Source organism: Hyunsoonleella aquatilis (assembly GCF_014270105.1).
Classification (GTDB): Bacteria; Bacteroidota; Bacteroidia; order Flavobacteriales; family Flavobacteriaceae; genus Jejuia; species Jejuia aquatilis.
Window position 1 is genome coordinate 540,798 of record NZ_JACNMF010000002.1, and the last position, 26,731, is coordinate 567,528.

Annotated in this window: 20 protein-coding genes and 1 tRNA gene; 10 read left to right on the forward strand and 11 right to left on the reverse strand. The window is 38.9% G+C overall.

Annotated elements, in window-relative coordinates; all coding sequences use genetic code 11:
• Positions 1–154: 154 nt before the first annotated feature.
• The 5 genes from glmS to odhB all read left to right on the forward strand — a co-directional run bounded on the left by glmS (position 155) and on the right by odhB (position 10,933).
• On the forward strand, positions 155–2,002 hold the full coding sequence (glmS, locus tag H7U19_RS07845) for a glutamine--fructose-6-phosphate transaminase (isomerizing) (RefSeq protein ID WP_186561005.1): 1,848 nt from the start codon (positions 155–157) through the stop codon (positions 2,000–2,002).
• Positions 2,003–2,199: 197 nt separating this feature from the next.
• Entirely contained in the window at positions 2,200–5,043 is a 2,844-nt protein-coding gene (locus H7U19_RS07850) for a TonB-dependent receptor (RefSeq protein WP_186561024.1), read from the forward strand.
• A gap of 1 nt (position 5,044) precedes the next feature.
• Positions 5,045–6,718 carry an SGNH/GDSL hydrolase family protein gene (locus H7U19_RS07855; protein ID WP_343069082.1) on the forward strand — a complete coding sequence of 558 codons (1,674 nt, stop codon included), beginning with the start codon at positions 5,045–5,047 and terminating at the stop codon, positions 6,716–6,718.
• Positions 6,719–6,949: 231 nt separating this feature from the next.
• On the forward strand, positions 6,950–9,691 hold the full coding sequence (locus tag H7U19_RS07860) for a 2-oxoglutarate dehydrogenase E1 component (protein WP_186561026.1): 2,742 nt from the start codon (positions 6,950–6,952) through the stop codon (positions 9,689–9,691).
• Positions 9,692–9,721: 30 nt separating this feature from the next.
• A complete protein-coding gene (gene odhB, locus H7U19_RS07865) occupies positions 9,722–10,933 on the forward strand; it encodes a 2-oxoglutarate dehydrogenase complex dihydrolipoyllysine-residue succinyltransferase (protein ID WP_186561028.1) in 1,212 nt (403 codons plus the stop codon).
• A gap of 49 nt (positions 10,934–10,982) precedes the next feature.
• Here odhB and H7U19_RS07870 read toward each other — a convergent pair whose 3' ends face one another.
• The 11 genes from H7U19_RS07870 to H7U19_RS07920 all read right to left on the reverse strand — a co-directional run bounded on the left by H7U19_RS07870 (position 10,983) and on the right by H7U19_RS07920 (position 19,177).
• A complete protein-coding gene (locus tag H7U19_RS07870) occupies positions 10,983–12,713 on the reverse strand; it encodes a sodium:solute symporter family protein (RefSeq protein ID WP_186561030.1) in 1,731 nt (576 codons plus the stop codon).
• An 18-nt stretch (positions 12,714–12,731) separates the two neighbouring features.
• The gene (locus H7U19_RS07875) at positions 12,732–13,175 is read right to left on the reverse strand and encodes a LexA family protein (protein WP_186561032.1); all 444 of its coding nucleotides are present in this window, start codon (positions 13,173–13,175) and stop codon (positions 12,732–12,734) included.
• A 158-nt stretch (positions 13,176–13,333) separates the two neighbouring features.
• A complete protein-coding gene (locus H7U19_RS07880) occupies positions 13,334–13,813 on the reverse strand; it encodes an ExbD/TolR family protein (RefSeq protein ID WP_186561034.1) in 480 nt (159 codons plus the stop codon).
• Positions 13,814–13,842: 29 nt separating this feature from the next.
• Complete coding sequence (locus H7U19_RS07885) at positions 13,843–14,451, reverse strand: ExbD/TolR family protein (RefSeq protein ID WP_186561036.1); 609 nt, start codon at positions 14,449–14,451, stop codon at positions 13,843–13,845.
• 2 nt (positions 14,452–14,453) lie between these two features.
• Positions 14,454–14,858 (reverse strand): hypothetical protein, encoded by a 405-nt coding sequence (locus tag H7U19_RS07890; RefSeq protein ID WP_186561037.1) that lies wholly within the window; start codon positions 14,856–14,858, stop codon positions 14,454–14,456.
• A 21-nt stretch (positions 14,859–14,879) separates the two neighbouring features.
• Positions 14,880–15,650 carry a MotA/TolQ/ExbB proton channel family protein gene (locus H7U19_RS07895; RefSeq protein ID WP_186561039.1) on the reverse strand — a complete coding sequence of 257 codons (771 nt, stop codon included), beginning with the start codon at positions 15,648–15,650 and terminating at the stop codon, positions 14,880–14,882.
• Positions 15,651–15,724: 74 nt separating this feature from the next.
• Positions 15,725–15,812: transfer RNA gene (locus H7U19_RS07900), tRNA-Ser, on the reverse strand.
• Positions 15,813–15,885: 73 nt separating this feature from the next.
• Positions 15,886–16,917, reverse strand: a complete 1,032-nt coding sequence (locus H7U19_RS07905; protein ID WP_186561042.1) for an asparaginase — start codon at positions 16,915–16,917, stop codon at positions 15,886–15,888.
• Complete coding sequence (locus tag H7U19_RS07910; RefSeq protein ID WP_186561044.1) at positions 16,914–17,681, reverse strand: TatD family hydrolase; 768 nt, start codon at positions 17,679–17,681, stop codon at positions 16,914–16,916. The genes H7U19_RS07905 and H7U19_RS07910 overlap by 4 nt, the downstream gene beginning before the upstream one ends.
• A 165-nt stretch (positions 17,682–17,846) precedes the next feature.
• A complete protein-coding gene (locus H7U19_RS07915) occupies positions 17,847–18,590 on the reverse strand; it encodes a tetratricopeptide repeat protein (RefSeq protein ID WP_186561046.1) in 744 nt (247 codons plus the stop codon).
• Between the two features lie 5 nt (positions 18,591–18,595).
• Complete coding sequence (locus tag H7U19_RS07920; protein ID WP_186561047.1) at positions 18,596–19,177, reverse strand: RNA polymerase sigma factor; 582 nt, start codon at positions 19,175–19,177, stop codon at positions 18,596–18,598.
• Between the two features lie 364 nt (positions 19,178–19,541).
• Between H7U19_RS07920 and H7U19_RS07925 the strand changes: the two genes are divergently transcribed.
• The 5 genes from H7U19_RS07925 to H7U19_RS07945 all read left to right on the forward strand — a co-directional run bounded on the left by H7U19_RS07925 (position 19,542) and on the right by H7U19_RS07945 (position 26,682).
• Positions 19,542–19,976 (forward strand): hypothetical protein, encoded by a 435-nt coding sequence (locus H7U19_RS07925; RefSeq protein ID WP_186561049.1) that lies wholly within the window; start codon positions 19,542–19,544, stop codon positions 19,974–19,976.
• Positions 19,977–20,061: 85 nt separating this feature from the next.
• Positions 20,062–21,030: a hypothetical protein gene (locus tag H7U19_RS07930; protein WP_186561051.1), complete on the forward strand. Its 969-nt coding sequence runs from the start codon at positions 20,062–20,064 to the stop codon at positions 21,028–21,030.
• A 597-nt stretch (positions 21,031–21,627) separates the two neighbouring features.
• Positions 21,628–23,577: a DUF7849 domain-containing protein gene (locus H7U19_RS07935; RefSeq protein WP_246454693.1), complete on the forward strand. Its 1,950-nt coding sequence runs from the start codon at positions 21,628–21,630 to the stop codon at positions 23,575–23,577.
• A 29-nt stretch (positions 23,578–23,606) separates the two neighbouring features.
• Positions 23,607–26,270, forward strand: coding sequence for a CHAT domain-containing protein (locus tag H7U19_RS07940; RefSeq protein ID WP_186561055.1), 2,664 nt, complete (start codon positions 23,607–23,609; stop codon positions 26,268–26,270).
• Complete coding sequence (locus tag H7U19_RS07945) at positions 26,239–26,682, forward strand: retropepsin-like aspartic protease family protein (RefSeq protein ID WP_186561057.1); 444 nt, start codon at positions 26,239–26,241, stop codon at positions 26,680–26,682. The genes H7U19_RS07940 and H7U19_RS07945 overlap by 32 nt, the downstream gene beginning before the upstream one ends.
• Positions 26,683–26,731: the final 49 nt, after the last annotated feature.

Below are 26,731 nucleotides of genomic sequence, written 5' to 3' on the forward strand. Positions count from 1 at the left end.
TACGGCATTTTTTGGAATGTAATTGTCTGAAAATAAAACTTAAATGAATTTTATCGTATATATTTGAGCATTCGTATAATAATTATGAATGCATTCGCAATTATTTTTCATCTTTGCGCTTTAAATATGATAACCCCAGAAATCGAATAATATTATGTGCGGAATCGTTGGATATATTGGACACAGAGAGGCCTACCCCATTGTAATAGAAGGACTTAAAAGATTAGAATATAGAGGATATGACAGTGCCGGAATTGCGCTTTTTGATGGTTCGGACTTAAAAGTATCAAAGACCAAAGGAAAAGTTTCTGACTTAGAAGAAAGAGTAACTAGCGAAATAACCAAAAGTGGTAATTTAGGAATAGGGCATACGCGTTGGGCAACACACGGCGTACCTAACGATGTCAACTCACACCCACATGTTTCCAATTCTGGAGATCTGGTTCTCATTCATAACGGTATTATTGAAAACTACGAATCCTTAAAAAAGGAATTGATTGCGAGGGGGTACACTTTCAAATCTGATACAGATACTGAAGTTTTGGTCAATTTAATAGAGGAAATAAAAACCCAAGAAAACATTAAATTGGGAAAGGCTGTACAAATTGCTCTAAACCAAGTAGTAGGAGCCTATGCCATTGCAGTATTTGACAAAAACAAACCTGAAGAAGTAGTAGTAGCCCGATTGGGAAGTCCTCTTGCCGTAGGTATCGGTGAGGACGAATTTTTCATTGCCAGTGACGCTTCACCATTTATAGAATATACTAAAAATGCGATCTATTTGGAAGATGAAGAAATGGCAATTATTAGATTCCATAAAGGTATCAAAGTGAGAAAAATTAAAGACGATTCTTTAGTTGACCCCTATATACAGGAACTCCAGTTGAATTTAGAGCAAATTGAAAAAGGAGGTTACGACCACTTTATGCTAAAGGAAATCCATGAACAGCCCAAAGCCATAACAGACACTTATAGGGGGCGCTTGCTGAGAGATGAAGCAATTATTAAAATGGGAGGTATTGAGGACAATATGAAAAGATTTCTCAATGCAGACCGTATAATTATTGTGGCTTGTGGCACATCATGGCATGCCGGTTTGGTAGCCGAGTACATCTTTGAGGATTTAGCTAGAATTCCCGTTGAAGTGGAGTACGCCTCAGAATTTAGATATCGAAATCCTGTTATTACCGAAAATGATGTATTGATTGCCATTTCCCAATCAGGGGAAACTGCCGATACACTTGCGGCAATTAAATTGGCAAAATCAAAAGGAGCATTTGTTTTTGGCGTCTGTAACGTTGTAGGTTCGTCAATTGCAAGAGAAACGGATGCGGGGGCCTACACCCATGCAGGGCCCGAAATTGGTGTAGCTTCCACAAAAGCGTTTACTACACAAATTACTGTTTTAACGCTTATTGCGTTACGATTGGCTCGAGCAAAAGGAACGATTTCGAGTTCTGATTTCCGTCGTCATTTACTGGAATTGGAATTGATTCCTAATAAAGTAGAAAAGGCTCTGGAGTCTGATGCCCATATTAAAATCATATCGGATATATATAAGGACGCCACGAACTTTTTGTATTTAGGGCGGGGATATAATTTCCCAGTGGCTTTAGAAGGTGCCCTCAAATTAAAGGAAATATCTTATATCCACGCGGAAGGTTATCCAGCTGCTGAAATGAAACATGGTCCTATTGCTTTGATTGACGAAAACATGCCTATTGTAGTTATAGCCACCAAGGCAGAGCATTATGATAAGGTTGTGAGTAATATCCAAGAGATTAAATCTCGAAAAGGGAAAATAATTGGAGTTGTTACTGAAGGTGACAGTATCGTTAGAGAACTTGCCGATCATGTTATCGAAGTGCCTGATACGCTGGAATCATTGTCCCCATTATTAACCACTATCCCTTTACAATTACTTTCGTACCATATAGCTGTGATGCTCGACAAAAATGTGGATCAACCACGAAATCTAGCAAAATCAGTTACTGTAGAGTAAAAACAATCAAGAGGTTGGACATAACGTTTTTGACCTCTTATTTTATTGTTTTGACAATTTTCACTTTCATTTTTTACTAAATGCGCAGTTTTTTAGTTACTTTTTTACTAAAAAATACTATGCGTGCATAATTTTTTATATTTTTGGCGCACCATTCAAATTTTTTAGCCCAATAGTAACACTAATTAATAGCGTAGATGAAAACAATACTCAAATGTATTTTGTTGTTATTTTGCGGTTCAGTTTATGCCCAAACAACAATCTCAGGAACCGTAACTGACGATAGCGGTCAGCCTATCCCAGGAGCCAATATTATAATAGTTGGCACTTCCTCAGGGACGGTAACCGACTTCGACGGTGGTTTTACTTTAACTTCGAATCAAAATCCACCATTTACTATTCAGGCAAGTAGTGTCGGTTTTGAATCCGCAACACAAGAAGTAACCTCGGATGGCCAAAAATTCGACCTCGTATTAACTGAAGGGACTTCACTTGACGAGGTAGTAATTTCCGCCTCGCGGACACCCGAGCGAATTTTCGAATCGCCGGTAACCATTGAGCGTTTCGGTTTAAAAGAAATTAAAAATACTGCGGCAGCCGAATTCTATGATGGCCTTGAAAATCTAAAAGGTGTAGATATCAACACAAACAGTTTAACTTTCAAATCGATCAATACCAGAGGTTTTGCCACATTTGCCAATACACGTTTTATGCAACTTGTGGATGGTATGGACAACGCGGCTCCATTACTGAACTTTCCTCTCGGGAACTTACTCGGAATGATTGAAACCGATGTGCAAAGTGTCGAATTATTGCCCGGAGCCGCTTCAGCACTCTACGGCGCTAACGCTTTTAACGGTATTCTGTTTATGCGCAGTAAAAATCCTTTTGACCATGCAGGAATCAGTGGATATTATAAGTATGGGATGACTTCGCAGGAAGCCGCTGGAGATAACCAGTATATTGATTATGGTATACGTGCTGCCCATAAATTTAGTGATAAGTTCGCCGCCAAAATCAACTTTAGCTACCTTCAAGGTACGGACTGGGTAGCAAATGATACGAGAGGAAAGGACAGGACAACTTCTATCGTAAACCCAAATAGTACAAGGGAGAATGATATTGATTACGATGGGGTTAATGTTTATGGTGATTTAGCATCAAGTAATATTGCAAACGTGGCACAAATCCTTGCAGATTTAGGACGATTGCCAAACCCTGCACTTGCCAACTTAGTCCCTTCCGTAAATGTCAGCAGAACAGGCTATGCTGAATCAGATTTAACAGATTATGATGCCAAAAGCATCAAAGCAGATTGGGGCCTTTACTATCGACCTTGGGGCAATGATTTTGAAATACAATATGTTGGTAAAATAGGTTCCGGCGCTACTATCTACCAAGGGTCCAACAGATATCAAATCAAGGATTTCTTTTTACAACAACACAAAATAGAGGTGAAAAACGACAACTTTTTTGTGAGGGGCTACATCACTCGGGAAAATGCTGGAAACTCCTACGATATGGTATTTACCGGTTTGAACATCAACAGAAAATGGAAGTCAGATGAGCAATGGTTTGGTGAATATACCGGGGCATTTATAGAAGGTACTCTGGCTGGTTTAACAGCAGATGAAGCCCACGCCCAAGCACGAGCTGTAGCTGATACTGGAAGATTTGAACCAGGTACTCCTGAATTCCAGCAGGCTTTTAATACGGTAACATCCGACCCAGATGTATTAACAGGAAGTCAACTGAGAGACCAATCTAAACTAAATCACGTTGATGCTAATTATAATTTTGGGCACTTAATCGATTGGGCAGAAATTCAAGTTGGTGGGTCTTATAGAAATTATGAATTGAATTCCTTTGGATCTATTTATACGGATAAATTAAGTTCCATTCCTTATTCCGAGGTTGGAGTTTACACACAACTTCAAAAGAAGTTCTTGGAGGACGAACGTTTAAAAGTTACGGCATCTATCCGATATGATAAATCTGAACTTTTTGATCCTTTTTTCTCTCCGAGAGTATCTTTCGGCTATAATATAGGTGATGACGAAAATCATAACATAAGGGCATCGTTCCAAACGGGTTTTAGAAATCCAGATACGCAATCCCTTTATATTGGATTTGATGTAGGGCCGATTATTTTATTGGGAGGTGCAAATGACAATCCCCAAAGGGATATTAGAACCAGAAGCGGAGCGGACATTTCACCTACCGGCCAAGCCATTTTAGGCACGAATAGTTTTACTTATGACGCTACTGGCGCTTATAATAATTCTTTTACCCGAAGTTCAGTTACGGCATTCAGCCAATCGCAAAACCCAGCCGATTTACAAATTGCAAATCCAGAATTGGTAAAGCCTGAGCAGGTTACTTCTATCGAGGTAGGTTATAGAGGTAAGGTTGACAAAGTTGTTATCGATTTGAGTGCGTATCACAATAGGTACAAAGATTTTATTACATCTGTAGATGTTATTAGTCCTTTTTATGGTGACGTACAATTATCGGAAACGTTTCCGGTAAACGGTACACCTACCCCCCTTTCGGTTATTGCCTTGGCCAATGAAGATTTTCAAGCTTATAGGGCTAATACAAATACCACGGCAGATGTTAGCTCATGGGGTGCTTCTGTGGGTGTTACAACTAAAGTCTTTGGTGATTTTGATTTAGGTGCAAACTATACCTATGCTCGCTTAGACTTTGACCGTGCGGCAAATCCTGATTTCCAGACAAACTTCAATACCCCTGAGCACAAGTTTAAAGCTACTTTCGGAAATACGGATCTTTTCAAAAACTTTGGCTTTAATGTGGCGTGGAGATGGAGCGATAATTACGTCTGGGAAGCCACATTCCTAACGGCTGATGTGCCGGCGTACCATGTACTGGATGCCCAAATTAATTTTAGGGTTCCAAAAATTAAATCTCAGTTTAAGGCAGGCGCAACAAACCTTTTGGGGGATGAATATTTCACAGCAGCGGGAACTGGACGTATCGGTTCCCAATATTATGTTTCATGGATAATTAATAACTTATAGGATGATGACTTCAAATTTTAAATATATATGGCTATTTACACTTCTCTTAGGGTTCTTATCCTGCGAGGAAGTTCAAGATATTATTCCTGAAGAGGAAATGCTCCCCGAGTTGACAGCGGGCTCTGCTGATTTTTCAAACTATGTTGCCGTTGGAGCCTCTTTTACAGCTGGTTTTACTGATAACGGTTTATTTATAGCCGCCCAAGAGAATTCTTTCCCAAATACCTTGTCAAAGCAATTTGCAAAAATTGGGGGTGGGGAATTCAAACAGCCACTAATGAACGACAACACCGGTGGGATTTTAGCAGGAGGCAATGTAGTACGAGGGTATCGTTTTATTTTTAATCCCAATATCCCAGGGCCTCAGGCGGTGGATCAATTTTTGGCAAACCTTGGTGCCCCAGTGCCACCGATAACTACCGAAGCAACTACTAATATAGGTAGTGATTTTAATAATTTTGGAATACCCGGAGCTAAAAGTTTTCATTTAGTAACCCCTGGTTATGGGGCTTTTAATCCATTTTATACAAGGATTGCTTCTTCTCCAGGCGCTACCGTTTTAGGAGATGCCATGGCACAAAACCCAACCTTCTTTACGCTATCGGAAGTAGGCGGCAATGATGTTTTAGGCTATGCCATAGCTGGAGGCGATGGTGTCGACCAAACTGGAAATTTAAACCCAGCATCTTATGGCGTTACTGATATTACGGATCCCAATGTATTTGCCCAAACCTTTAACGCTATGGTAACAACTTTAACGGCAGGAGGTGCCAAAGGCGTAGTTACTAATGTGCCAGATATTACGGATTTGCCACATTTTACAACAGTGCCACACAATCCTTTGGATCCAACGACCAACGCAGAATTAAAGGCACAAATAACTTTACTAAATACAATTTATGGCGCTTTGAATGGTGTTTATGCCTTTTTAGAATCTCAGGGTGAGATAGATAATGCTGCTGAACGTAGTATAATTTTTTCAGAAACTGCAACAAATGCAGTAGTGATTATTGATGAGAATCTAGATGATATTTCGGCTCAAATTACAGGAACTTTAAGTGCAAACCCAGCTTTTCCAGCCTTCGTACAATCCTTCGGATTACCAGCACAAGCAGCACCTTTAGTTGCCGGACTGCTAGGTTCCAGATATGGCCAATCGCGACAGGCTACAGAAAATGATTTGCTTGTACTTACAAGTTCCACAGTAATAGGTACGGTTAATACAACTTCGGTTGCAGGATTGGTGCAATTTGGGTTGCCACAACAATTGGCAGGACAGCTCTCCGCAGAAGGCATAACGTTCCCTTTGGAAGATAAATGGGTAATTACACCTGAGGAACAAATGGCCATCACTATGGCTACGGATAGTTATAATGCCACTATTGCAGGCGTAGCGAATTCCAATGATAACATCGCCTTAGTGGATCTCAATGCCGAGCTTAAACAGGCGGCTACCACGGGAATAAACTTTGACGGCTTTAACCTTACCGCCGATTTGGTTACCGGCGGTGCCATTGGACTGGACGGTATTCATTTAACTGGACGGGGCTATGCATTTATGGCCAATAAATTTTTGGAAGCTATCGATGAAGCATTTGGCTCCAACTTTATTGCTTCGGGCAATATTGCCAAAGCCAATAGTTTTCCAACAAATTACTCACCAACTCTGCAATAGATTCAAAATTCTAAAAATAGAAAAGCACTTTCAGTATTTTGAGAGTGCTTTTTTTATATTCCAAAATTCCATCCGATAAAACTAGAAATTCTTAAAATTTTAAGGAATTCATAATCGGATTGATTAAAAGTACCAGAACCTTTTACAAATATCTTCAAATGCATATCATATTTTACCAAAAGTTGTATTTTTGAAGAATATTTTTTCTCGAAGCGATAGCATCAAAAAATAATGGATAAATTTTCCTTTTTAAACGCCGCACATACCGCATATTTTGCGGATTTATATGAGCAATATTTGAAAAATCCCGATAGTGTTGAACCCAGTTGGAGAGCCTTTTTTCAAGGTTATGATTTTGGCTCTGAAAACTATGGCCTTGACGGTGAGATTGTAGAAGGCGTTACAACACAAATCCCCGAGCACATTCAAAAAGAATTCCAGGTAGCCCGTTTAATTGACGGCTACAGGGGGCGGGGGCATCTGTTTACAAAAACCAATCCAGTTAGGGATCGAAGGTCCTATTCACCTACTTTGGGCATCGAAAATTTCGGCCTCTCCGAAAACGATTTAGATACAGTTTTTAATGCAGGTGAAGTTTTAGGGATTGGTCCCCAAACACTTAGGATAATCATTGCGCATCTTGACAGTATTTACTGTGACTCCATTGGTGTGGAGTACATGTACCTTAGAAATCCTGAGGTGATAAAATGGTGGCAGGACAAGCTAAACGTCAACGACAATCATCCAAACTATTCCGCAGAAACCAAAAAATACATCCTTTCAAAATTGAACCAAGCGGTAAATTTTGAAAACTTTTTGCAAACCAAATACGTAGGCCAAAAACGATTTTCGTTGGAAGGTGGTGAGTCGTTAATTCCGGCTATCAGTAATACATTGTATATGGCCGTTGAAAAATATGGTGTAAAGGAATGTGTACTGGGGATGGCGCACCGCGGAAGATTGTCCACATTAGTCAATATTTTTAGAAAGCCAATGCGAGAGCTGTTTAGTGAGTTTGAAGGCAAAGATTTTGAGGATGAAAATATTGATGGTGATGTTAAGTACCATTTAGGATTAACATTGGATAAAACCTATCAAAATGGTAAGTCCATAAAAATGAATTTAGTGCCGAATCCATCGCACTTAGAAACAGTTGGCCCAGTGGCCGAGGGAATTACACGTGCCAAAATCGATGCCGATTATGGTGGAGATGATTCTAAAATTCTACCAATCCTTGTGCATGGTGATGCTGCCGTCGCCGGGCAGGGTATCGTTTATGAAGTAGCTCAAATGAGTCAGTTAAACGGCTATAAAACTGGTGGTACCGTGCATATTGTTGTAAACAACCAGATAGGGTTTACTACAAATTATCTTGACGCCCGTTCTAGTACCTACTGCACAGATGTTGCAAAAGTAACATTATCCCCGGTGATGCACGTTAATTCAGATGATGCAGAAGCTGTTGTGCATGCCGTGGAAATGGCTCTGGACTACAGAATGCGCTATAAAAAAGATGTATACATTGATTTATTGGGCTATAGAAAATATGGGCATAATGAAGGTGATGAGCCTCGATTTACACAACCCAATTTATATAAAAATATTTCCAAACACCCCAACCCTTTCAAGATATATTCGGATAAGCTCATCGCTGAAAATACGATAGATAAAACTTACTCCGATGCCATCGTTGCAGAATTCAAAAACACTTTGGAAAGTGAATACGAAAAGGCCAAAGAAGCTGAGTCTTCCAAAGTAAGGGAGTTTATGCAGGAACGCTGGAATGGTTTCGAACGAAAAGGCATAGAAGCCATGTTGGAAAGTGAGGATACAACCTACGGGGAAGATGAATTAAAATATATTTCAAAATTAGTTTCAACAGTTCCTGAGGGCGTCAAGTTTTTGCGCAAAGCAGAACGTATTTTAGAAGGGCGCGCCAAAATGGTATTTGAAACCGACACTTTGGATTGGGGGATGGCAGAAACTCTGGCATATGGTAGTCTGTTGGAGGAAGGTTACAACGTGCGTATATCAGGTCAGGATGTGGAGCGAGGGACCTTTAGCCATCGTCATGCCATTTTACGTGATGTGATTTCTGAGGAACGGGTCAATCTATTGAATACCAACCCAAACAACAAAGGCCATATGGAAATCTATAATTCATTTTTGTCGGAATATGGCGTACTTGGTTTTGACTATGGTTATGCTATGGCCAACCCAAATACATTGACCATTTGGGAAGCGCAGTTTGGCGATTTTAGCAATGGTGCACAAATTATTTTTGACCAGTATTTATCGGCGGCCGAGGACAAGTGGAAAGCACAAAATGGTATTGTAGTTTTACTACCACATGGCTATGAAGGACAGGGTTCGGAGCACTCATCCGCAAGGATGGAACGCTATTTACAATTGTGCGGCAACGACAATATGATTGTTGCCGATTGCACCACTCCTGCTAACATGTTTCATTTATTAAGACGACAAATGAAACGCGGTTTCAGGAAACCTCTCATCGTTTTCACACCTAAAAGTTTATTGCGACACCCAAAAGCAGTGTCTTCTATCGGTGAATTGGCAAATGGTACGTTTCAAGAAGTTATCGATGATACTATTGACCCAAAAAGGGTTGAAAAATTAGTGTTTTGTACCGGTAAATTTTATTACGATTTATTGGCGAAACGCGAGGAGTTGGATACTTCCAATATTGCTTTAGTGAGGATTGAACAGCTGTTCCCTTTACATCTCGAAAACATTCAAAAGGTTATTGAAAGATACCCAAACGTGAAGCGTTATGTATGGGCTCAGGAAGAACCTGAAAATATGGGTGCCTGGAGTTATTTGTTGCAACGTATGAGTTTGGTGAAATTAGAAGTAAATTCCAGACCGTTTAATTCGGTACCTGCACCAGGTTCTAGCACAAGGGATAAGGCGCGACAGCAAAAGGTTATCAATACAGTTTTTGATATAAAATAATTTAAAGAATACAATTAAAGTTATACACACATGATTTTAGAAATGAAAGTACCATCACCAGGAGAATCTATTACAGAAGTAGAGATTGCTGAGTGGTTAGTTGAAGATGGGGATTATGTTGAAAAGGATCAAGCCATTGCCGAAGTAGATAGCGATAAAGCTACGCTAGAACTTCCAGCTGAAGCCAGTGGTACTATTACATTAAAGGCCGAAGAAGGTGATGCTGTGGCCGTTGGCGCAGTAGTTTGCCATATCGATACAAGTGCCGAAAAACCGGAGGGTGGCGATGCCCCAAAAGAAGAAAAGAAAGAAGAAGCACCCAAACCAGAGGCTAAATCTGCTCCTGTAACTGAAACCAAGACTTACGCTACTGGAAGTGCAAGTCCTGCTGCCAAAAAGATTTTGGCAGAAAAAGGTATTGAAGCTTCATCCGTTCCAGGAACGGGCAAGGATGGAAGAGTAACTAAGGAAGATGCTGTTCAAGCTGTTCCTTCAATGGGTACACCAACGGGCGGAAGCCGTGGCACTTCAAGAAGCAAAATGTCCATGTTGCGACGTAAAGTTGCCGAACGTTTGGTGGAAGCTAAAAATACCACGGCAATGTTAACCACATTTAATGAAGTTGATATGTCACCTATTTTCGCTTTAAGAAGTGAATATAAAGAAACGTTTAAGACGAAACATGGGGTAAGTTTAGGGTTTATGAGTTTCTTTACCCTAGCAGTGGTTAGAGCGCTTAAAATGTATCCAGCTGTTAATTCTATGATTGATGGGAAAGAAATGATTTCCTATGATTTTTGTGATATCAGCATTGCTGTTTCTGGACCAAAAGGCTTGATGGTCCCTGTAATGCGAAATGCCGAAAATTTAAGCTTTAGAGGTGTTGAATCTGAAGTGAAACGTTTAGCCATTCGTGCTCGTGATGGCCAAATTACTGTAGATGAAATGACAGGTGGCACCTTTACGATTTCTAACGGCGGTGTATTTGGAAGTATGTTATCTACGCCTATCATCAACCCTCCTCAAAGTGGTATTTTAGGAATGCACAACATTGTGGAACGTCCGGTTGCTGTGGATGGCAAGGTTGAAATCAGACCAATTATGTATGTGGCTCTGTCCTATGACCACCGAATTATTGATGGTAAGGAAAGTGTTGGTTTCTTGGTAGCCGTAAAAGAAGCACTCGAAAACCCGGTTGAATTACTAATGGATAATGATGTAAAAAAAGCCCTAGAGCTTTAATCATTTTGAGAATAGTACTTTAAAGGTGAGGCAAAAGCTTCACCTTTTTTTATGCAATTTTTTTCCAGTTTCTTACCAAAATGGACACACACGTAATCGAAGCTGCCGACAATGCAATACCTCTGTTAATATCACCATAAATAAAATACCCAGTTGCAAAAAGAAAACTATAAGTCCCAATTATCCCAAGCAAGAATCCTAAAATTTTAAACTTAAAATTCTTGAACTTATCTTCTTCGCCAAATACCAAATCTTCAAATTCATGGATGGTTTCCACGTCCGTTTTTGTTGTGAGTAACGTGACTATCACCCAACCAATTGTGGTTATCAATACTCCTAAAATCAACTGCCAATAACTCTTTATTTCGAGCCAAGGTGTGTCCAGCTTTCCATTAATAAAGAAAATTACGGCTATTATAAATGAAATAACCATAGCAGCTATTTCGCTATATGGGTTAATGCGATTCCAAAACCATCTCATAATGAATAGTAATCCCGTACCCGCTCCAATTTGCAACAACAAATCGAATACATCCTTTGCCGACTTGATATAAAAAGAAAACAAGGCGGCACAAACCATTAACACCACAGTTGAAATTCTACCAATAAACACCTTTTGCTTTTCGGAGGCCTCCTTATTCACAAAACGTGCATAAAAATCATTGACTACATATGAGCTCCCCCAGTTGAGTTGGGTGGAAATTGTACTCATGAATGCGGCGATAAGAGACGTAAGCACAATACCGATTAGCCCTGCTGGCAAATATGTCATCATTGCCGCATAAGCCACATCGTGCCCTTGCATATCGGCGTTTAAATTGGGAAAGGCTGTATTTATGCTTTCTAAACTGGGAAACACAACCAATGAAGCCAAACCTACCACAATCCATGGCCAAGGCCTTAAAGCGTAATGCGCAAAATTGAAAAATAAAGTAGCCCAAGTGGCATGTTTTTCGTCCTTGGCCGCCAGCATGCGTTGGGCTATATAGCCTCCTCCCCCGGGCTCAGCTCCAGGATACCATGTACTCCACCATTGCACGGCAAAAGGAATTATAAACAATGTAATCAATACTTCGGAATTGGAAAAATCAGGAAGAATGTCCAGCCTATCAACCACGTTTTCGTGAGCTAATAAATTTTGCATCCCGCCAATTTCGGGAAGGTTTACAATGTAAATGGTTGCCCAAATTGAGCCGACCATGGCTATAATGAACTGTATAAAATCTGTTATCAAAACTCCCTTCAAACCGCCTAAGGAAGAATAAATTACGACGATGATGGAAGAATACAGCAATGCATCCGATTGTGACAAACCAAGCAAAATATTGGCTATTTTAGCCCCTGCCAAACAAACACCTGCCATGGTAATAATATTAAAAACCACTCCTAAATAAATAGCCCTAAAGCCTCTCAAAAAACTGGCAGGTTTCCCTGAATACCTTAATTCATAAAACTCCAAATCAGTAGAAATCCCAGATTTTCGCCAAAGTTTCGCATAAAAAAATACGGTAAGCATGCCTGTTAAAAGAAAGGCCCACCAAACCCAATTGCCTGATACCCCATCTTTTCTAACAAGTTCAGTCACCAATCCTGGCGTATCTGCCGCAAACGTAGTGGCCACCATGGAAACCCCCAATAGCCACCATGGCATATTACGCCCCGATAAAAAGAATTCCGCACTATTTTTTCCTGCCTGTTTTGAAACCCAAATACCAATGCATAATGTAACGATAAAGAAAGCTATTATGATTCCAATATCTAATCCAGAAAGGTTAACCATATATAAGAAACTATAGTGCTAGTAAACTTTTTTTATTACATTGGTCACAATCCCCCAAATGATGAAGTTATTTTCCTCAGTTATTTGAATTATGGGATACTCGGGATTTTCAGGTTGCAACCACACCCCATTCTCTCTGACCTTTAGTCGCTTTACAGTAAACTCGCCATCTAAAAAACACACTGCTATTTTATTATGCTCGGGTTTCAAGCTTCTATCGATAACCAATAAATCGTCATCATCCAATCCAGCTCCAATCATGGACTGTCCGCTTACGCGAGCAAAAAAGGTGGCATCTTTGTTCCTGATGAGTTCCCTGTCAAGAGATAGTCGCTGTTCCTTAAAATCATCTGCTGGTGATGGGAATCCAGCCGAAACGCCTATATCAAAAAAGGGGGCGCCAGAATTCATGAAGGATTGCGGACTAAAAATGGTTAAGGCTTTTGAACTATATTGCAACATATTTTTCGGAATTAGGACAGGGTTAAAAGCTTCTAAAGTTAATAAATATCAAACCGATTATTGAGTTTTGGAACATAAAAAAAGTCGAGAATAAACTCCCGACTTTCAGATGTTCAAACGAGAACATTATTTTTAACAGTACTAAGATTTTTTTTAGTTTACTTTATGTTGGTCAAGGCGTCACCCAAACCAGTAGTATAATTGATCTTTAAAGCATTTACTTTCCTTAGTTCCTGCTTTACGTCGCCTACAATACCCATATTGGCATCTCTATCCACCTTCAGTGAAACGGTTAAAAAAGGCACCAACTCCTCACGCAAAGCAGCTCTTTCCTCTGCTATAAATGGCGCGATGTCCCTGATGTCTGAAAACTTATCATTCAGCTGAATTCTAGCCTCAGTTCCAAATTTTTCATATCCTTTACTTGGTTGTCCCATGTAAATGTAACTGACTGGGTTCTTTTTATCTAGCTTCTCAACTTGATCAGCTAAAGGCAAGTTATTTTTAATAAAAAGCGTGTCTTCCCTCATTACCGTTGCCACCATAAAAAAGAATAACAACATGAAAACAATATCGGGTAAAGACGCCGTATTGATTGGTGCCAAACCACCGTCCTTTTTCTTTTTAAATTTAGACATATTCTTTTAAGTTATTTTATTCTTTGTTATTAGTCAACTACCTCTGACAACTTCTGAGGAATCTCAGTCTTAATCTCGTCAATAAGAGCCTTTAATTTGTCCTTATTTCCATTCCATCTCACATCCTTGTAGGTTTCCTGCATTTCTATGAAATTCATGTTAGGAAACCCCCTTTTAGCTCCAACTTGCAGGGCTCTTCTGTTTCTTAAAACATTGTACGCTGCCACAAGTTCATTTTGAACCGCTATGTAAGCTGCATAGGATGTCTCACGGTCATTCTTCAATGAAATTACTGCTTTATCCGGATTATCAGAGGACTTCGGATCCTTTTTTCCTTGACAGAAGCTACAAGATTTATCACCGTTGTTATCCAAAAATTCAACGGCCGCTTTTCTTAAATCCTTAATCTCCATTTGCTCATCTTCCACTAGCAATTGATCATTTTTATTAATCAATACCGTGAAGATATTTTTTTGCTTTATAATGACATCTTCTTCAGATTCTTCCATTGGCGGCAACTTACGGTTAATACCGGAGTCCTTTTCAATGGTTGTGGTCACAAGGAAGAAAATCAATAAAAGGAAAGCAATGTCGGCCATTGAGCCTGCATTAACTTCCGGTGCTGCTCGTTTTGCCATATTTATTTAATCATTTTTTTAATTCCTGAGAACAACATAGTCCCAGCGGCTATAATGATAAGGAAATAGAATAGATATAATCCAGCTCCCACCATTTTTGAAGCTCCCGCGGAAAGCGTTCCACCATCTTTTAAATCGGTTTCTGTCCCAGTAGCCATTGCATAACAAATAACCGCCAACAAAAGGAAAGCCCCAAGATTGATAAGCGTTCTCTTCAAATTAGCCGGATTTGCAAAAGTATTTACCAATGTAAAAATTACAACTGCCGCCAAAACTATAGCCAAGACTATGTAGGCCACAAATAATATGCTTCCTACTTGTCCTTCATTGCCACTAGCAATCATTGCCGTAAGAATAATGGCAATAACAGCAAGCACATAGGCCAATATTTTAAATATTTTATGCATAATAGTTTATGTTTTTAATTATTACTTTTTGTGTCTGATCAACAAGTCCATTAACGTGATGGAAGCATCTTCCATATCGTTTACGATGCTATCGATCTTAGCAATAATATAGTTGTAGAATATCTGAAGGATAATTGCAACAATCAAACCGAAAACCGTTGTTAAAAGTGCTACTTTAATACCTCCTGCTACAAGTGACGGGTTCATATCCCCAGCGGCTTCAATTTTATCGAATGCTTGAATCATACCAATTACCGTACCCATGAAACCAAGCATTGGCGCCAATGCGATAAACAATGAAATCCAAGACACATTCTTCTCTAATTGCCCCATTTGAACACCTCCGTAAGCCACTACAGCTTTTTCTGCAGCGTCCAGACCTTCATCCACTCTATCCAAACCTTGATAGTAAATAGAAGCGATAGGTCCTTTTGTATTTCTACAAACCTCTTTAGCAGCTTCAACACCGCCGGATGCCAAGGCGTCTTCTACGCTTTGAACTAATTTTTTGGAGTTGGTCGTTGAAAGATTTAAAAAGATAATTCTTTCTATGGCAATTGCTAAACCAAGAATTAAACACAATAATACAATTCCCATAAAATCGGCGCCACCTTCAATGAAACGCTTCTTTAATTCTTGATGAAACCCAAGGTCTTCACCAGCTGCTGCTTCAGCTTCTTCTTGAATAGTTACAACAGTTGTAGCAACAGAACTTGTTGCATTTGTGGTTGCATTTGCTGTTCCAAATACCATCATTCCAGTTATGGCTAGGATAGAAAATAATCTTTTCATGTTCTAAATCTTAATGTTATTAGTTAAAGTGTTAAAGATATAAAAAAAATACAACTAAAGCATAAATAAAAATGCAGAGAGGAAGGGATTCGAACCCTCGATACGCTTTTGGCGTATACACACTTTCCAGGCGTGCGCCTTCGACCACTCGGCCACCTCTCTTTATCCCAACAATACTTTAGGGTTGCCCAAATAACAAAAAATATTTTAAACCCTAAAACTTTGGGTATTATTTTTAGGAAACTTCCCCTGCCAGAGAGGCTTCAAACTTGATTTTGAGGGTTTTGCCAGAAAGGTTTTTTCCCAACAGATACATCAATTTGGTAACTGCGGATTCCGTAGTCATATCTCCTCCGGAAATCACTCCGATTTTTTTCAGTTGACTACTCGTTTCGTATTGCCCCATGTTAACGCCTCCGCCGATACATTGCGTCACATTAATTATATGTATGCTTTTTGAAACGGCTTCTTTCAATACATTTATAAACCATTGTTCCGTAGTGGCATTTCCTGAGCCGTAGGTTTCCAAAATCAGTCCTTTCAAATTTGAAGTTTTCAAAACACTCTTTAAATAGGCTTCCCTAATTCCAGGGAATAATTTTACAAGTGCAATATTGTTGTCCAAATTTTTGTGGATTTGAAGGGGCTGATTGTCTTTTGTTCTGAACAGATATTTTTTATTGATTTTTAAATGAACACCCGATTCCACCAAACAGGGATAATTAGGAGAGTTAAAGGCCTGAAAATGCTCTGCGTTCATTTTGGTAGTGCGATTGCCTCGATATAATTTATATTCAAAATAAAGGCATACCTCTTTGATAACCGGCTTGCCTTTATCCTGTAATGAGGCGATTTGAATAGAGGTAATCAAGTTTTCTTTGGCATCTGTCCTTAAATCGCCGATGGGCAATTGAGAACCTGTAAACACCACAGGTTTTGACAAATTTTCCAGCATGAAGCTCAATGCCGAGGCGGTATAGCTCATTGTGTCGCTTCCGTGGAGGACAACAAATCCGTCACAATTCTCATAACTGGATTCAATAATTTCTGCAATTTTTACCCAATAATCGGGATTCATATTACTGGAATCGATGGGGTTTTCAAAAGACACCGTTTCAATATGGCAATCCAACAATTGCAGTTCGGGAATACGCTTCAACAAATTTTTAAAATTGAAAGCATGAAGACTTCCCGTTTTAGCATCCTTCACCATTCCGATAGTACCCCCAGTATAAATCAATAATATATTTGGCTTTGAACTACTCATATTTTAAAAACGTCTTTCGAATTTTGAGTAGTAATTTCGGCAATTTCTTCTTTAGAAACCCCATAAATTTCAGATAGTTTTCCCAATACATTAATAATGTAGGCACTTTCGTTGCGCTTACCTCTATAAGGTACAGGTGATAAGTACGGCGCATCGGTTTCCAAAACGATATGCTTTAAATCGATTTGATTGAGGAATTTATCAATCTTCCCATTTTTAAAAGTGGAAACCCCACCGATGCCCAATTTCATGTTATAGGATAATGCCTGATGTGCTTGCTCAAAAGTCCCAGTGAAGCAATGGAAAATCCCGAAAAGTTGGTCGTCTTTTTCACTTTCCAAAACTTCAAAAATTTCATCAAAGGATTCACGGCTGTGAAGTACTATCGGTAATCGGTATTGTTTCGCCAAGCGAATTTGATGTTTGAAGGCCTCAATTTGCATCCCCAAAGTGGATTTGTCCCAATACAAATCGATACCGATTTCGCCCACGGCGTAAAACTGTCTTTGCGCCAGCATTTCTTCCACATGTTTTAGCTCTTCCATAAAATTTTCTTTAACGTGAGTGGGATGCAGTCCCATCATCAAAAACACATGATCTGGAAAATCTTTTTCCAATTGCAACATGGCTTTGGTGTATGTGGAATCGATGGCAGGAATGAAAAAACGTTTCACGCCTTTATCCATGGCACGATTTATCATTTCGTGACGGTCTTCGTCAAAGGCTTCGCTGTATAAGTGGGTGTGAGTGTCGGTGATAATCATTAAGCAAAAATAGGATGTTTAACACGGATTGCACGGATTTTCATGGATAAAATTAGACCTCACAGGTTTTGGCTTGGACTTCCCTCAGCCACCATATAATCTGTGAGGTCTAAATATCAAAAAGACCTACAAGGTTGGCAAAACCTTGCAGGTCGGGGTTAGGATTTAATCCAATTTCTTAATTAATTTTTGTGCTTGCTTGTAGTCATCGGCATCTTCGGGGATGGTTTTTAAAATTTGCAAACAGGCATCATGGTCCTCTTGTTTTAGTTTGCTTAGTGCCAAATACCAAGTGGCTTTATTTTTATAGGCTGAGGCACCTGCTGAAAGCTTTCCAAATAGACTATCAGCTTCATCAAATCGATTCAATTCCAATAATGAAATACCTTTATACAATTGCAGTTCTATATTTGAAGCATCGTTTCCGAGTAATTCGCTAAATGTCTCGTTTGCTTTTTCAAAATTTCCAACGTTAAATGCCTCCTCAGCGGTTTTTAAAAGCGCATCATTATCACCTCTGACGGTCAAACTAATCGTACCATAATCATCATAGTCCGTATAACTTGGTGTGGAAAGCTGATTAAATGTGAAAAGCCCAAACACTATGGCTACGGAGGCGGCCACCAAGTATTTCATTAAAACATAGGTTTTTGAGGAACCCGATTTGGTTTGGGTTTCCGTTTTTTCAAAATGGGTTTTTGAAATTTTATCCAAGTTTTTTTGAAAGGCTTCGGAAGCTTCTTCGTTTCCAAATCTGTGCTCTAAAAATGAAGACAGTTCCTTGTAGGTTTCAAAGGCTTCTTGAAATTCGGGGTCGGTTTCCAATCTGGATTCAAAATCGGCTTGTTCTTTCGTGGAAAGTTCCTCGGAAAGGTAGGCTTCAAACAGTATGTAATTTTGATCTTCCATAACAATTACAATTTAAGTTGGTTAAACTTTGGCGACCCTTGAACCAGTTCTGTCAATTTCCCGATGCAGAGGGATTTCTTTTTGCGGGCGTAGGCGTAGGTTACACCCAAACTCTTGGCTACTTCTTCCATAGATTTTATTTTAAAAGTAGCTTTAAGCAAATCCTTGCACGCGGTTCCGAGCTGGTTAAACATTTCCGTAAACAGTGCTTGTTTTTCACCGAAAACGGACGTTTCAAAAGCCAGTTCTTGGGCCTCGTCACCTTTAGATAACACTTCCTCATTAATTGTTACCTCTTTATTGGAAGATTTTTTTAAAACATTGAGCCATTTTCGTTTGCAGAGCAGGAAAAAATAGGCGTCGAATGGACAGGTTAATTGCAATCCTTTTTGGCTGGCTTGATTATATATGGTAATTAATGTCTCCTGGACGACGTCCTGAGCTTCATCAGCGCTTCCACTGTTCTGTTTGATGTAATTCACCACTTTGGGCACGAATTGGTCATATATAGATTGAATGACAAAGGAATTGTTTTTCAGTAATCCGTCGATATACTTTTGGTCTTCGTGAATTTTCTTTTCGGCCATGCCCGTTTTTGTATTTGCCCCTAAAATAAAGAATTTCTTTTAACCTCGATTTTGCCTAAATGTTGTGGACTTGCCCGCGTTAGGGATTGAACGGCATGTTTGAAATCCTTTTTTAAAGTTGTGAGGACTCATGTTTGTGAAGAAACGAAATTTAGGAGATTGCCACGGTCGTTCCTCCCTCGCAAAGACGCTTAAAAAAGATTGAGTAGTGAAAGCCCGACCCTCCCGATAGCTATCGGGAGTGGGGAACGCCCAAATAAAAAAATTAAAAAAAAAGGGTAACAATTTTTAAAGGGGGTTGATATAAGGGTGTAACAGTCAAAAATGACGAACAAAAATTAATTAATCTATAACATTAGAAATCATGAAAAAATCAATTTTAATTATCGGAACTGTAGTGTTATCCATGTTGAACTTAAATGCTACGAATGAAACGACCCTTAACGCTTCAAACGAAGTTGTAGAAATTACAAAAGATGCCATTGCTCAAGTTTTTGAGTGGAAAGTGGAAACGACCAAAGGCACTTACTCCGGAACTTCATTGTGCTTGGAACAAGCCAAAAGAATGATTGCATTATCAAGTTCGGGAGAAGTAATTATTGGAACTGAAATCAAAAGTTTCTTTGTATTGAAATCTGAAGTGGACGCTAAAAGAAACTATTTCTGGGAAGTGGAAACAGCCACTGGAAAAGCCAAAGGTTATGCTTCCTCTGAAGATTATGCACACAAAATGATTGCATTGGTTGCTTCTGGTGATACAATTGTCTCTAAAATGATTATCAGTCAACCTCAACACTAAAATTTGAAATTTTCAATAAAAACAGGGTAACAAAAATGTTGCCCTGTTGATTTAAACTTGAATAACAATTAAAAACCCAATTATCATGAAGAATTTGAAAACAATTTTAGGAACATTTGTATTGGCAACTTTACTTTTTACAAGTTGTGAAACTAGCGACGATAACGACATTATTTTTCGTCCGTCAGCAGAAGATTTTAACGAATTAAAAGACACTGCACTTGAAAACCTAACGCAAAACTTTACGTTTAATGCAGACGACGGAAACATTAACCTTACGTCTGATAAAGGTGTGGAAATCTACATTAATGCGAACTGTTTAACGCTTAACGGCAATTCAGTAACTGGTGAGGTAAAGCTTGAATTTGTAGAGCTTTTTGACAAAGGCAACATGTTGGTGACCAACAAACCTACGATGGGAACTTTACCCAATGGAGACAAAGCCCTTTTAATTTCCGGTGGGGAATTTTATGTAAATGCCACTCAAAATGGTGAGGTTTTGGAAACGACTTGCGGATTTCAGATGTCCATTCCCGCGGATTTAACAGGTGGCCCGGACAATGCTATGACCCTTTGGGAAGGTATCATTGATGCCAATGGTAACTTGGCATGGGACGAGGAAGAAGAAAATACCGGACAAGGTGGTGTATTTGCCGAGGGCGAGCAGTATTACGGTTTTTTCCAACAGTTTGGATGGTCTAACGTGGACCGTTTTTACAACGACCCAAGACCGAAAACGATCATTTTGGTGGATGTTCCAGATGGTTATGACAACACGAATAGCTCAGTGTTTATTTCTTATGATGGCGAAGATACTGGATTAGCAAATTTGGATACTTACGATAGCAACACGGGCATGTTTAGTGAGCACTACGGACAAATCCCAATTGGATTGGAATGTCATATCATTTTTGCTACGGAAGAAGGAGACAACTGGAAATACGCCATCAAAGCCGTAACCATTGCTGAAAATGGGGTGATCACGATTACTGAAGGTGAAATGGCCATCGCCACTGAAGCACAATTAACTGTAATTATAAACAACTTACCTTAATAAAAGGACTACTTAGTTATGGTTTCCCTAGCGGTTAACCTACTCTTGAAGCCAGAAACATCCCCAGTTTCTGGCTTTTCAATTTAACCCTAAGCAATCCTCCTGATTTTGCACCGAAAATTTTCAGCACAAAATCTTCCTCCCTATATAAAAGGGAGAAGCCGAAAAATGAATCCAATTTACATCTTAAAATCGAGTTTACTCTAAAAAAATCTTCACTCTCGCTCTCCTCTCCCGATAGCTATCGGGATGGAAAGAGGAGAATGAATTCCAATTTTCCATTAGAAAATTGGAAGAAAGAGGAGTTAAGGCCATTAAAACTCTAAATACTATTTCGAGAAAGCCATTCATTATTCAGGTGTGGGGTAACAAAATGAGATGCATTTTGATATAAGGGTGAAAACGGTTTAGAAATGAAAAAGCGAGTTTACATCACGATTTTGGTAGTATTGGTCATAGCTATTCTTATGGCTAATATCTTGATTATTCTATCGGGCTGAAGCCATTTCTATATCATTTTGAAAATCAAAAGTTATCTCTTTTGTATATTAGAGCACGTAATAAACCCATTTCGTTATGTTTTATCGACAGCTACTTATGTTTGTTTTCTTCATTCCTTTTTCGGTATTCTCGCAGAGAATCATTGAGAGGGATACCGTGACGCGCACCGCCACTATTAAAACGGAGGTAAACGGAAATCACGTGTTTTTGACTCCTGAAACACCCGCTTTAAATCAGATTGCCGGGGCGCCGAAGGCGTTTTATTCCTTCTTTTGGGAATTAGGCGATGGTTCTTTCAGTAAAGAAAAAAATCCAAAACACGTTTATAAAAAGAAAGGTGAATATGAGGTGAGACTTTGGGCCACCAACAATTATGATACTGGAAAACCGCCAACATCCCGTCCTAAAAAAATAAGCGTGAATTCGGTGTCCTCGACTTCAGATGAAACGGCTTCCATGGATACAGATTTTGATTTGATTCGGAATCGGGAGCCTGTGCCTTTACAGGAAATTGTTACGGTGATACGTTACAAAAACACAAAAGATTACACCACAAAAGGCAAGCTCTATCTGTTTTATAATGAGCATAAGTTTAAAGCAGACAATTTTATGTTGAAGGACGTAAGGACATATTATGATGAAAAAGAAATCCCTGCTTCCACCTTTGCCTATACGGGTAAAACCAATCTGAACAATACGCTTTTGGCATCCAACGATGTTTCCATTCTAAATATGCGTGCGGTGGCTCAGGATTCAACGGAAAAAACAAATTTGCCTTTAACACTTACAGAAGCCAAGGCATATTATAAGGATTGGAGCGTTTTGGAATTTGATAATATGACACCTAACGAAGAACGTAATGTTTTTTTCAGTTTGGAAACTACCCCCGAAATGATTCGGGATACCAGTGCGATTATTTCCGTTAGAGGGGTTTATGTACCCGATTCCAATTATGATAATCACAAAGTGAAGGACATGGAAATGGAAATCGTGACTTCGCACGACCCCAACAAAATGTCTTCAAATGCCACTTTAATGAATTATCGATTTGTGCGCTTCAAAACTTTGAAATACAAAATCAAATTCCAGAATAATGGCGAGGGGCCGGCTCGTACCATTCGATTGGAAACGGATATCCCTGAAATGCTAGACAAGTCCACTATAACAGTGACCGATATGTACCCCAAATGTGATATTTGCCCAAAATATGAAGTGGACTACAGTTGTTTGGACACTACATTTACGGATACACAAGCGATTTTCACCTTTAAGAATATTTACCTCCCGGGAAGCGAGCAGAAAAATGTAAAGGAATACGATTCAACAAAAGGTTTTGTAAAATATAACATCAAATTTGCTAAGGATTTCCATAAGAAAAGCACCAAAAGCCGGACGGCCATCATTTTTGATAAAAACGAACCGATTATCACCAATTATTCCACCACCCGATTTATGCCTGGGCTTTCGGTAGGTGTTAAAGCAGGTTACAATTCGTTTTCAGATTTAAAAAACTCCGAAAACTATTTTATTGGAGCTACGCTATCACCCTATAAATCCTACCGCTGGTATTGGCAAATAGAGTTAATGAACAATTTTCACAATTATGAGAACAGCGCACCCATTGTTAGCGAGCGTATCGTAGATGGCCCCCAAGGTTTTAGGTTTACGCAACGGCGAACCACCAACAGTTCTTTTGAAAATATTGATTGGGATATCCCGCTATTATTACGATACAATGTCAATAATTATATAGGTGTCGGAGCCGGTATTCAGGGTACTTTAACTGTTAGCAATAAAACCACAAATACTATTTTGGTGGAAAACCTAGAGGGCGTGCAAGAGCCAGGGTCGGAACCACTTCCTGTAGTTGAAAGCTTTAATGAAACCAATAGCTCGAGCGATTCGTTTAACAATCTTCGAAATAGTGTTGTTTTAGATGCTACTTTGGGCTTTGCGCGAATTGGCCCGAGCGTTGGCGCCCGTTACGTTTATGATTTGGAAAACGTTTTTAACTACTGGCAGTTTTATGCGATTTGGAAGTTTTGAAGCTAAGCTTCATTTGGCAACTCACTCGAATGAATAATCGATATTTAGAACTTGGCTTTGACCTGCAAGGTTTTGAAAACCTTGTAGGTCTGTCTTGTGGAATAGGTAATACCTACAAGGTTTTCAAAACCTTGCAGGAAGTTAAAACGCGTTTATTTCTTTCTCTTTTACTTTTAAGCTCCATAAGTTTTTCCCAAAATCTTGAGGAGCAAATTTATGTGGCAACTGAAACTTTTATTGCAAATCCAAATAACGGATCGCTTCAACTTCTAAGTAAGAAAGAATCACAATTTAAGACTCTTGTAAATACCAAAGACGAGCAATTGGCCTTAGTGTTTTTGCAATGCCATAAAGGATATTATCTGAACCAAAATTCACGATTAAAAGAAGCTATCACTACTTATGAAGACGCCCTTAAACGCTTTAATGCGAATGACCTTTCCGAGCTTTCTGATTTTGATATTATTGAAAGCTGTTTGAAACCCTTAGGTAACCTTTACACCAAAACAGGGGATTTTACCAATGCGGAAAGCACGATTAAACAATACATTTTTATAGCGGAAAAAAACAATAATAGTTCTCACCAAATAAGTGGCATTATCAATCTTGCTAAACTCTACCAAACGATTGGGAAGCATGATATCGTCCTTAATTTGACTTCGGATTATACCGAACATCCAGAAATCAGTAAGGCTCAAAAGCAAAAACTCATTACAATTAGGGTTGATAGCCAAATTGCATCGGGCTATGAAGACATTTCCATTCCCTTTGATGACAAGGAAAGTTATGCCATTGCCTTACAAAATAAAGATTATGTCTCAGCTTTAAGCTTATTTCAAAAGTTGAAGTCCAAACAATTTTCACATGAAAGTCTACCTAAACGGCAATTAGCAAAACTTTTGGTGCAGGAAGCAAAACTCTATATGCTTTTGGAACAAAACACAAAAGTTATTGAAAGTTTAGATGGAGCATTACAATTGCTACTGCCCAATTTTAATGGAAATACACTTCCCAAAAAGCAGGGTTTATATGCTGAAAACACCTTTATCGAAATTTTTGATTTGTATGCTGAAATCCATACGGAAATCACTTCATCTTTAAATTTTTACGACTTAAGCTTTCATGTTTGGAATCTGTTGCGCGACGGATGGACGTCGCAAGACACCAAAATCATAAACCAAACGGACCATAAAATCCGTAGTGAAAAATGTATCGATTTGCTGTATCAGGCTTATATGAACGCCGAGGACAAGTCCTATATTTTAAGGGCATTTCAATATTCAGAAGATAGTCGGGCATCCACTTTAAAAGACATATTTCATAAAAAATCACGATTGCAAAAGCATCCAAACGATACTTTATTGATTGAAGAATATGAGCTTTTGAAAGAGCAAGAGCGCATGACAAGCCAATTGATACAAGAACAATTAGGGGAAAATAGAGCATCTAAAATACACGAATTAAACAGAGGACTATCAGAAATCAGCATAGAACTGAAACGGCTGAATGAAGCCATTTCAAAACACCTTGATGAGGACTACAAAGGGCTTTCAATAGAAGCCATTCAAGAAAAATTGTCCAAAGATAATACGGTCTTGATGACCTATTTTTATGGAAAGTATAACATCTACCAATTTGTGGTCACACCCCATCAAATTCAAATGAATAGAATCGAACTCAATGTTAAAACGAAAGAGAGTATCACGGGGTTTGTTCACCTTTTTGATAGCCCCAAAGCAATAAACAGCGACATTCAAAAGTTTTCGGAATACGCGTTTGAACTGTTTAAATCATTGAAGTTTGATGCTGTTTCAAATTCTAAAACTATCATCCTCATTCCAGATGGGCTATTGAATTTTGTACCGTTTGAAACACTTCTTTCCGAAGAAACCCAAACCACATCGTTTTCTAAAATGCCCTTTGTTGTAAAAAATCAAAACATTGTATATAACTCCAGCGCATTCTTTTATATTTCTGAAAGCATTCCAACTGAAAACACCTCTCTTCTCGGCATATTTCCAGTTTTTGAAAACACAGACAGAACACTCACCTACTCCATAAACGAAGCGGAGGCTATTAAAAATGAAATGCATCCAAAACTTTTAATGCGCCAAGAAGCTTCAAAAAGTAATTTTATTATAAATGCCAAACATCATGGGGTTTTGCATTTATCCACGCATGCTAGCGCTGTCCCTGCCACAATTGATTTTTATGATAAAAACCTATCCCTTAACGAACTTTACAGTTTGGATTTAAATCCCCAATTGGTAGTTTTAAGTGCCTGCGAAACTGGCATTGGAACACTTCGTAAAGGTGAGGGGGCAATGAGTATTGCCCGTGGATTTCAATATGCTGGAGCAAAAAATGTACTGTTTTCACTGTGGCAAATCAATGATTTATCCACTTCAGAAATAATGTCATTCTTTTACCATCATTATGGCAATACCCAATCGCCTCATTTTTCCAATCGCCAATCGAAGTTGGACTATTTAGAAGATGAAACTATTGGGAATGTTAAAAAATCTCCATACTACTGGGGTGCTTTTGTATATTATGGTGACCTCGTAAAGCCCGGAAAGCCGTTCACCCTTTATTATATCATTGCAGGAACCCTATTTATTTCGATTATAGTACTTTTGCTTTTGAAATACAATCGCTCTCATGGAAAAAACGCTACAGGGATTTCTTCTTGAAAAAGGTTATACTAAAATCAAGTTGAAGCTCACTAAAACGAATCATTTTGAAATTAAAGCGACTATAAATGGCATAAAAGGGAACTTTATTTTAGACACCGGAGCATCCAGTTCCTGCGTTGGATTTGAAGGGATAGACACATTTAAATTGAAGGTAAAGGATTCTTCTATTTTGGCCGCCGGTGCGGGAGCAACAGATATGGAAACAAAAATGTCCAGAAAAAACAAGGTGAAGATTGGTAAGTGGAACCACGATAAAGTGGTTTTGGTGCTGTTCAACTTGGTTCATGTAAATACAGCTTTGGTCAATCACAATTCAAAACCCGTGGACGGCATTATCGGTGCTGATATTCTAAAAAAAGGGAAAGCCGTCATCGATTATGAAAAAAAATATCTATATTTAAAATTGTAAGTCTGTAAGGGGCTTTTGAAGTAGTTAATAGCCACGTAAACTCCCTAAG

Coding starts and splice junctions, on each gene's coding strand:
- glmS (WP_186561005.1), top strand. CDS start 155: ATGTGCGGAATCGTTGGATATATTGGACACAGAGAGGCCTACCCCATT.
- H7U19_RS07850 (WP_186561024.1), top strand. CDS start 2,200: ATGAAAACAATACTCAAATGTATTTTGTTGTTATTTTGCGGTTCAGTT.
- H7U19_RS07855 (WP_343069082.1), top strand. CDS start 5,045: ATGATGACTTCAAATTTTAAATATATATGGCTATTTACACTTCTCTTA.
- H7U19_RS07860 (WP_186561026.1), top strand. CDS start 6,950: ATGGATAAATTTTCCTTTTTAAACGCCGCACATACCGCATATTTTGCG.
- odhB (WP_186561028.1), top strand. CDS start 9,722: ATGATTTTAGAAATGAAAGTACCATCACCAGGAGAATCTATTACAGAA.
- H7U19_RS07870 (WP_186561030.1), bottom strand. CDS start 12,713: ATGGTTAACCTTTCTGGATTAGATATTGGAATCATAATAGCTTTCTTT.
- H7U19_RS07875 (WP_186561032.1), bottom strand. CDS start 13,175: ATGTTGCAATATAGTTCAAAAGCCTTAACCATTTTTAGTCCGCAATCC.
- H7U19_RS07880 (WP_186561034.1), bottom strand. CDS start 13,813: ATGTCTAAATTTAAAAAGAAAAAGGACGGTGGTTTGGCACCAATCAAT.
- H7U19_RS07885 (WP_186561036.1), bottom strand. CDS start 14,451: ATGGCAAAACGAGCAGCACCGGAAGTTAATGCAGGCTCAATGGCCGAC.
- H7U19_RS07890 (WP_186561037.1), bottom strand. CDS start 14,858: ATGCATAAAATATTTAAAATATTGGCCTATGTGCTTGCTGTTATTGCC.
- H7U19_RS07895 (WP_186561039.1), bottom strand. CDS start 15,650: ATGAAAAGATTATTTTCTATCCTAGCCATAACTGGAATGATGGTATTT.
- H7U19_RS07905 (WP_186561042.1), bottom strand. CDS start 16,917: ATGAGTAGTTCAAAGCCAAATATATTATTGATTTATACTGGGGGTACT.
- H7U19_RS07910 (WP_186561044.1), bottom strand. CDS start 17,681: ATGATTATCACCGACACTCACACCCACTTATACAGCGAAGCCTTTGAC.
- H7U19_RS07915 (WP_186561046.1), bottom strand. CDS start 18,590: ATGGAAGATCAAAATTACATACTGTTTGAAGCCTACCTTTCCGAGGAA.
- H7U19_RS07920 (WP_186561047.1), bottom strand. CDS start 19,177: ATGGCCGAAAAGAAAATTCACGAAGACCAAAAGTATATCGACGGATTA.
- H7U19_RS07925 (WP_186561049.1), top strand. CDS start 19,542: ATGAAAAAATCAATTTTAATTATCGGAACTGTAGTGTTATCCATGTTG.
- H7U19_RS07930 (WP_186561051.1), top strand. CDS start 20,062: ATGAAGAATTTGAAAACAATTTTAGGAACATTTGTATTGGCAACTTTA.
- H7U19_RS07935 (WP_246454693.1), top strand. CDS start 21,628: ATGTTTGTTTTCTTCATTCCTTTTTCGGTATTCTCGCAGAGAATCATT.
- H7U19_RS07940 (WP_186561055.1), top strand. CDS start 23,607: ATGAATAATCGATATTTAGAACTTGGCTTTGACCTGCAAGGTTTTGAA.
- H7U19_RS07945 (WP_186561057.1), top strand. CDS start 26,239: ATGGAAAAAACGCTACAGGGATTTCTTCTTGAAAAAGGTTATACTAAA.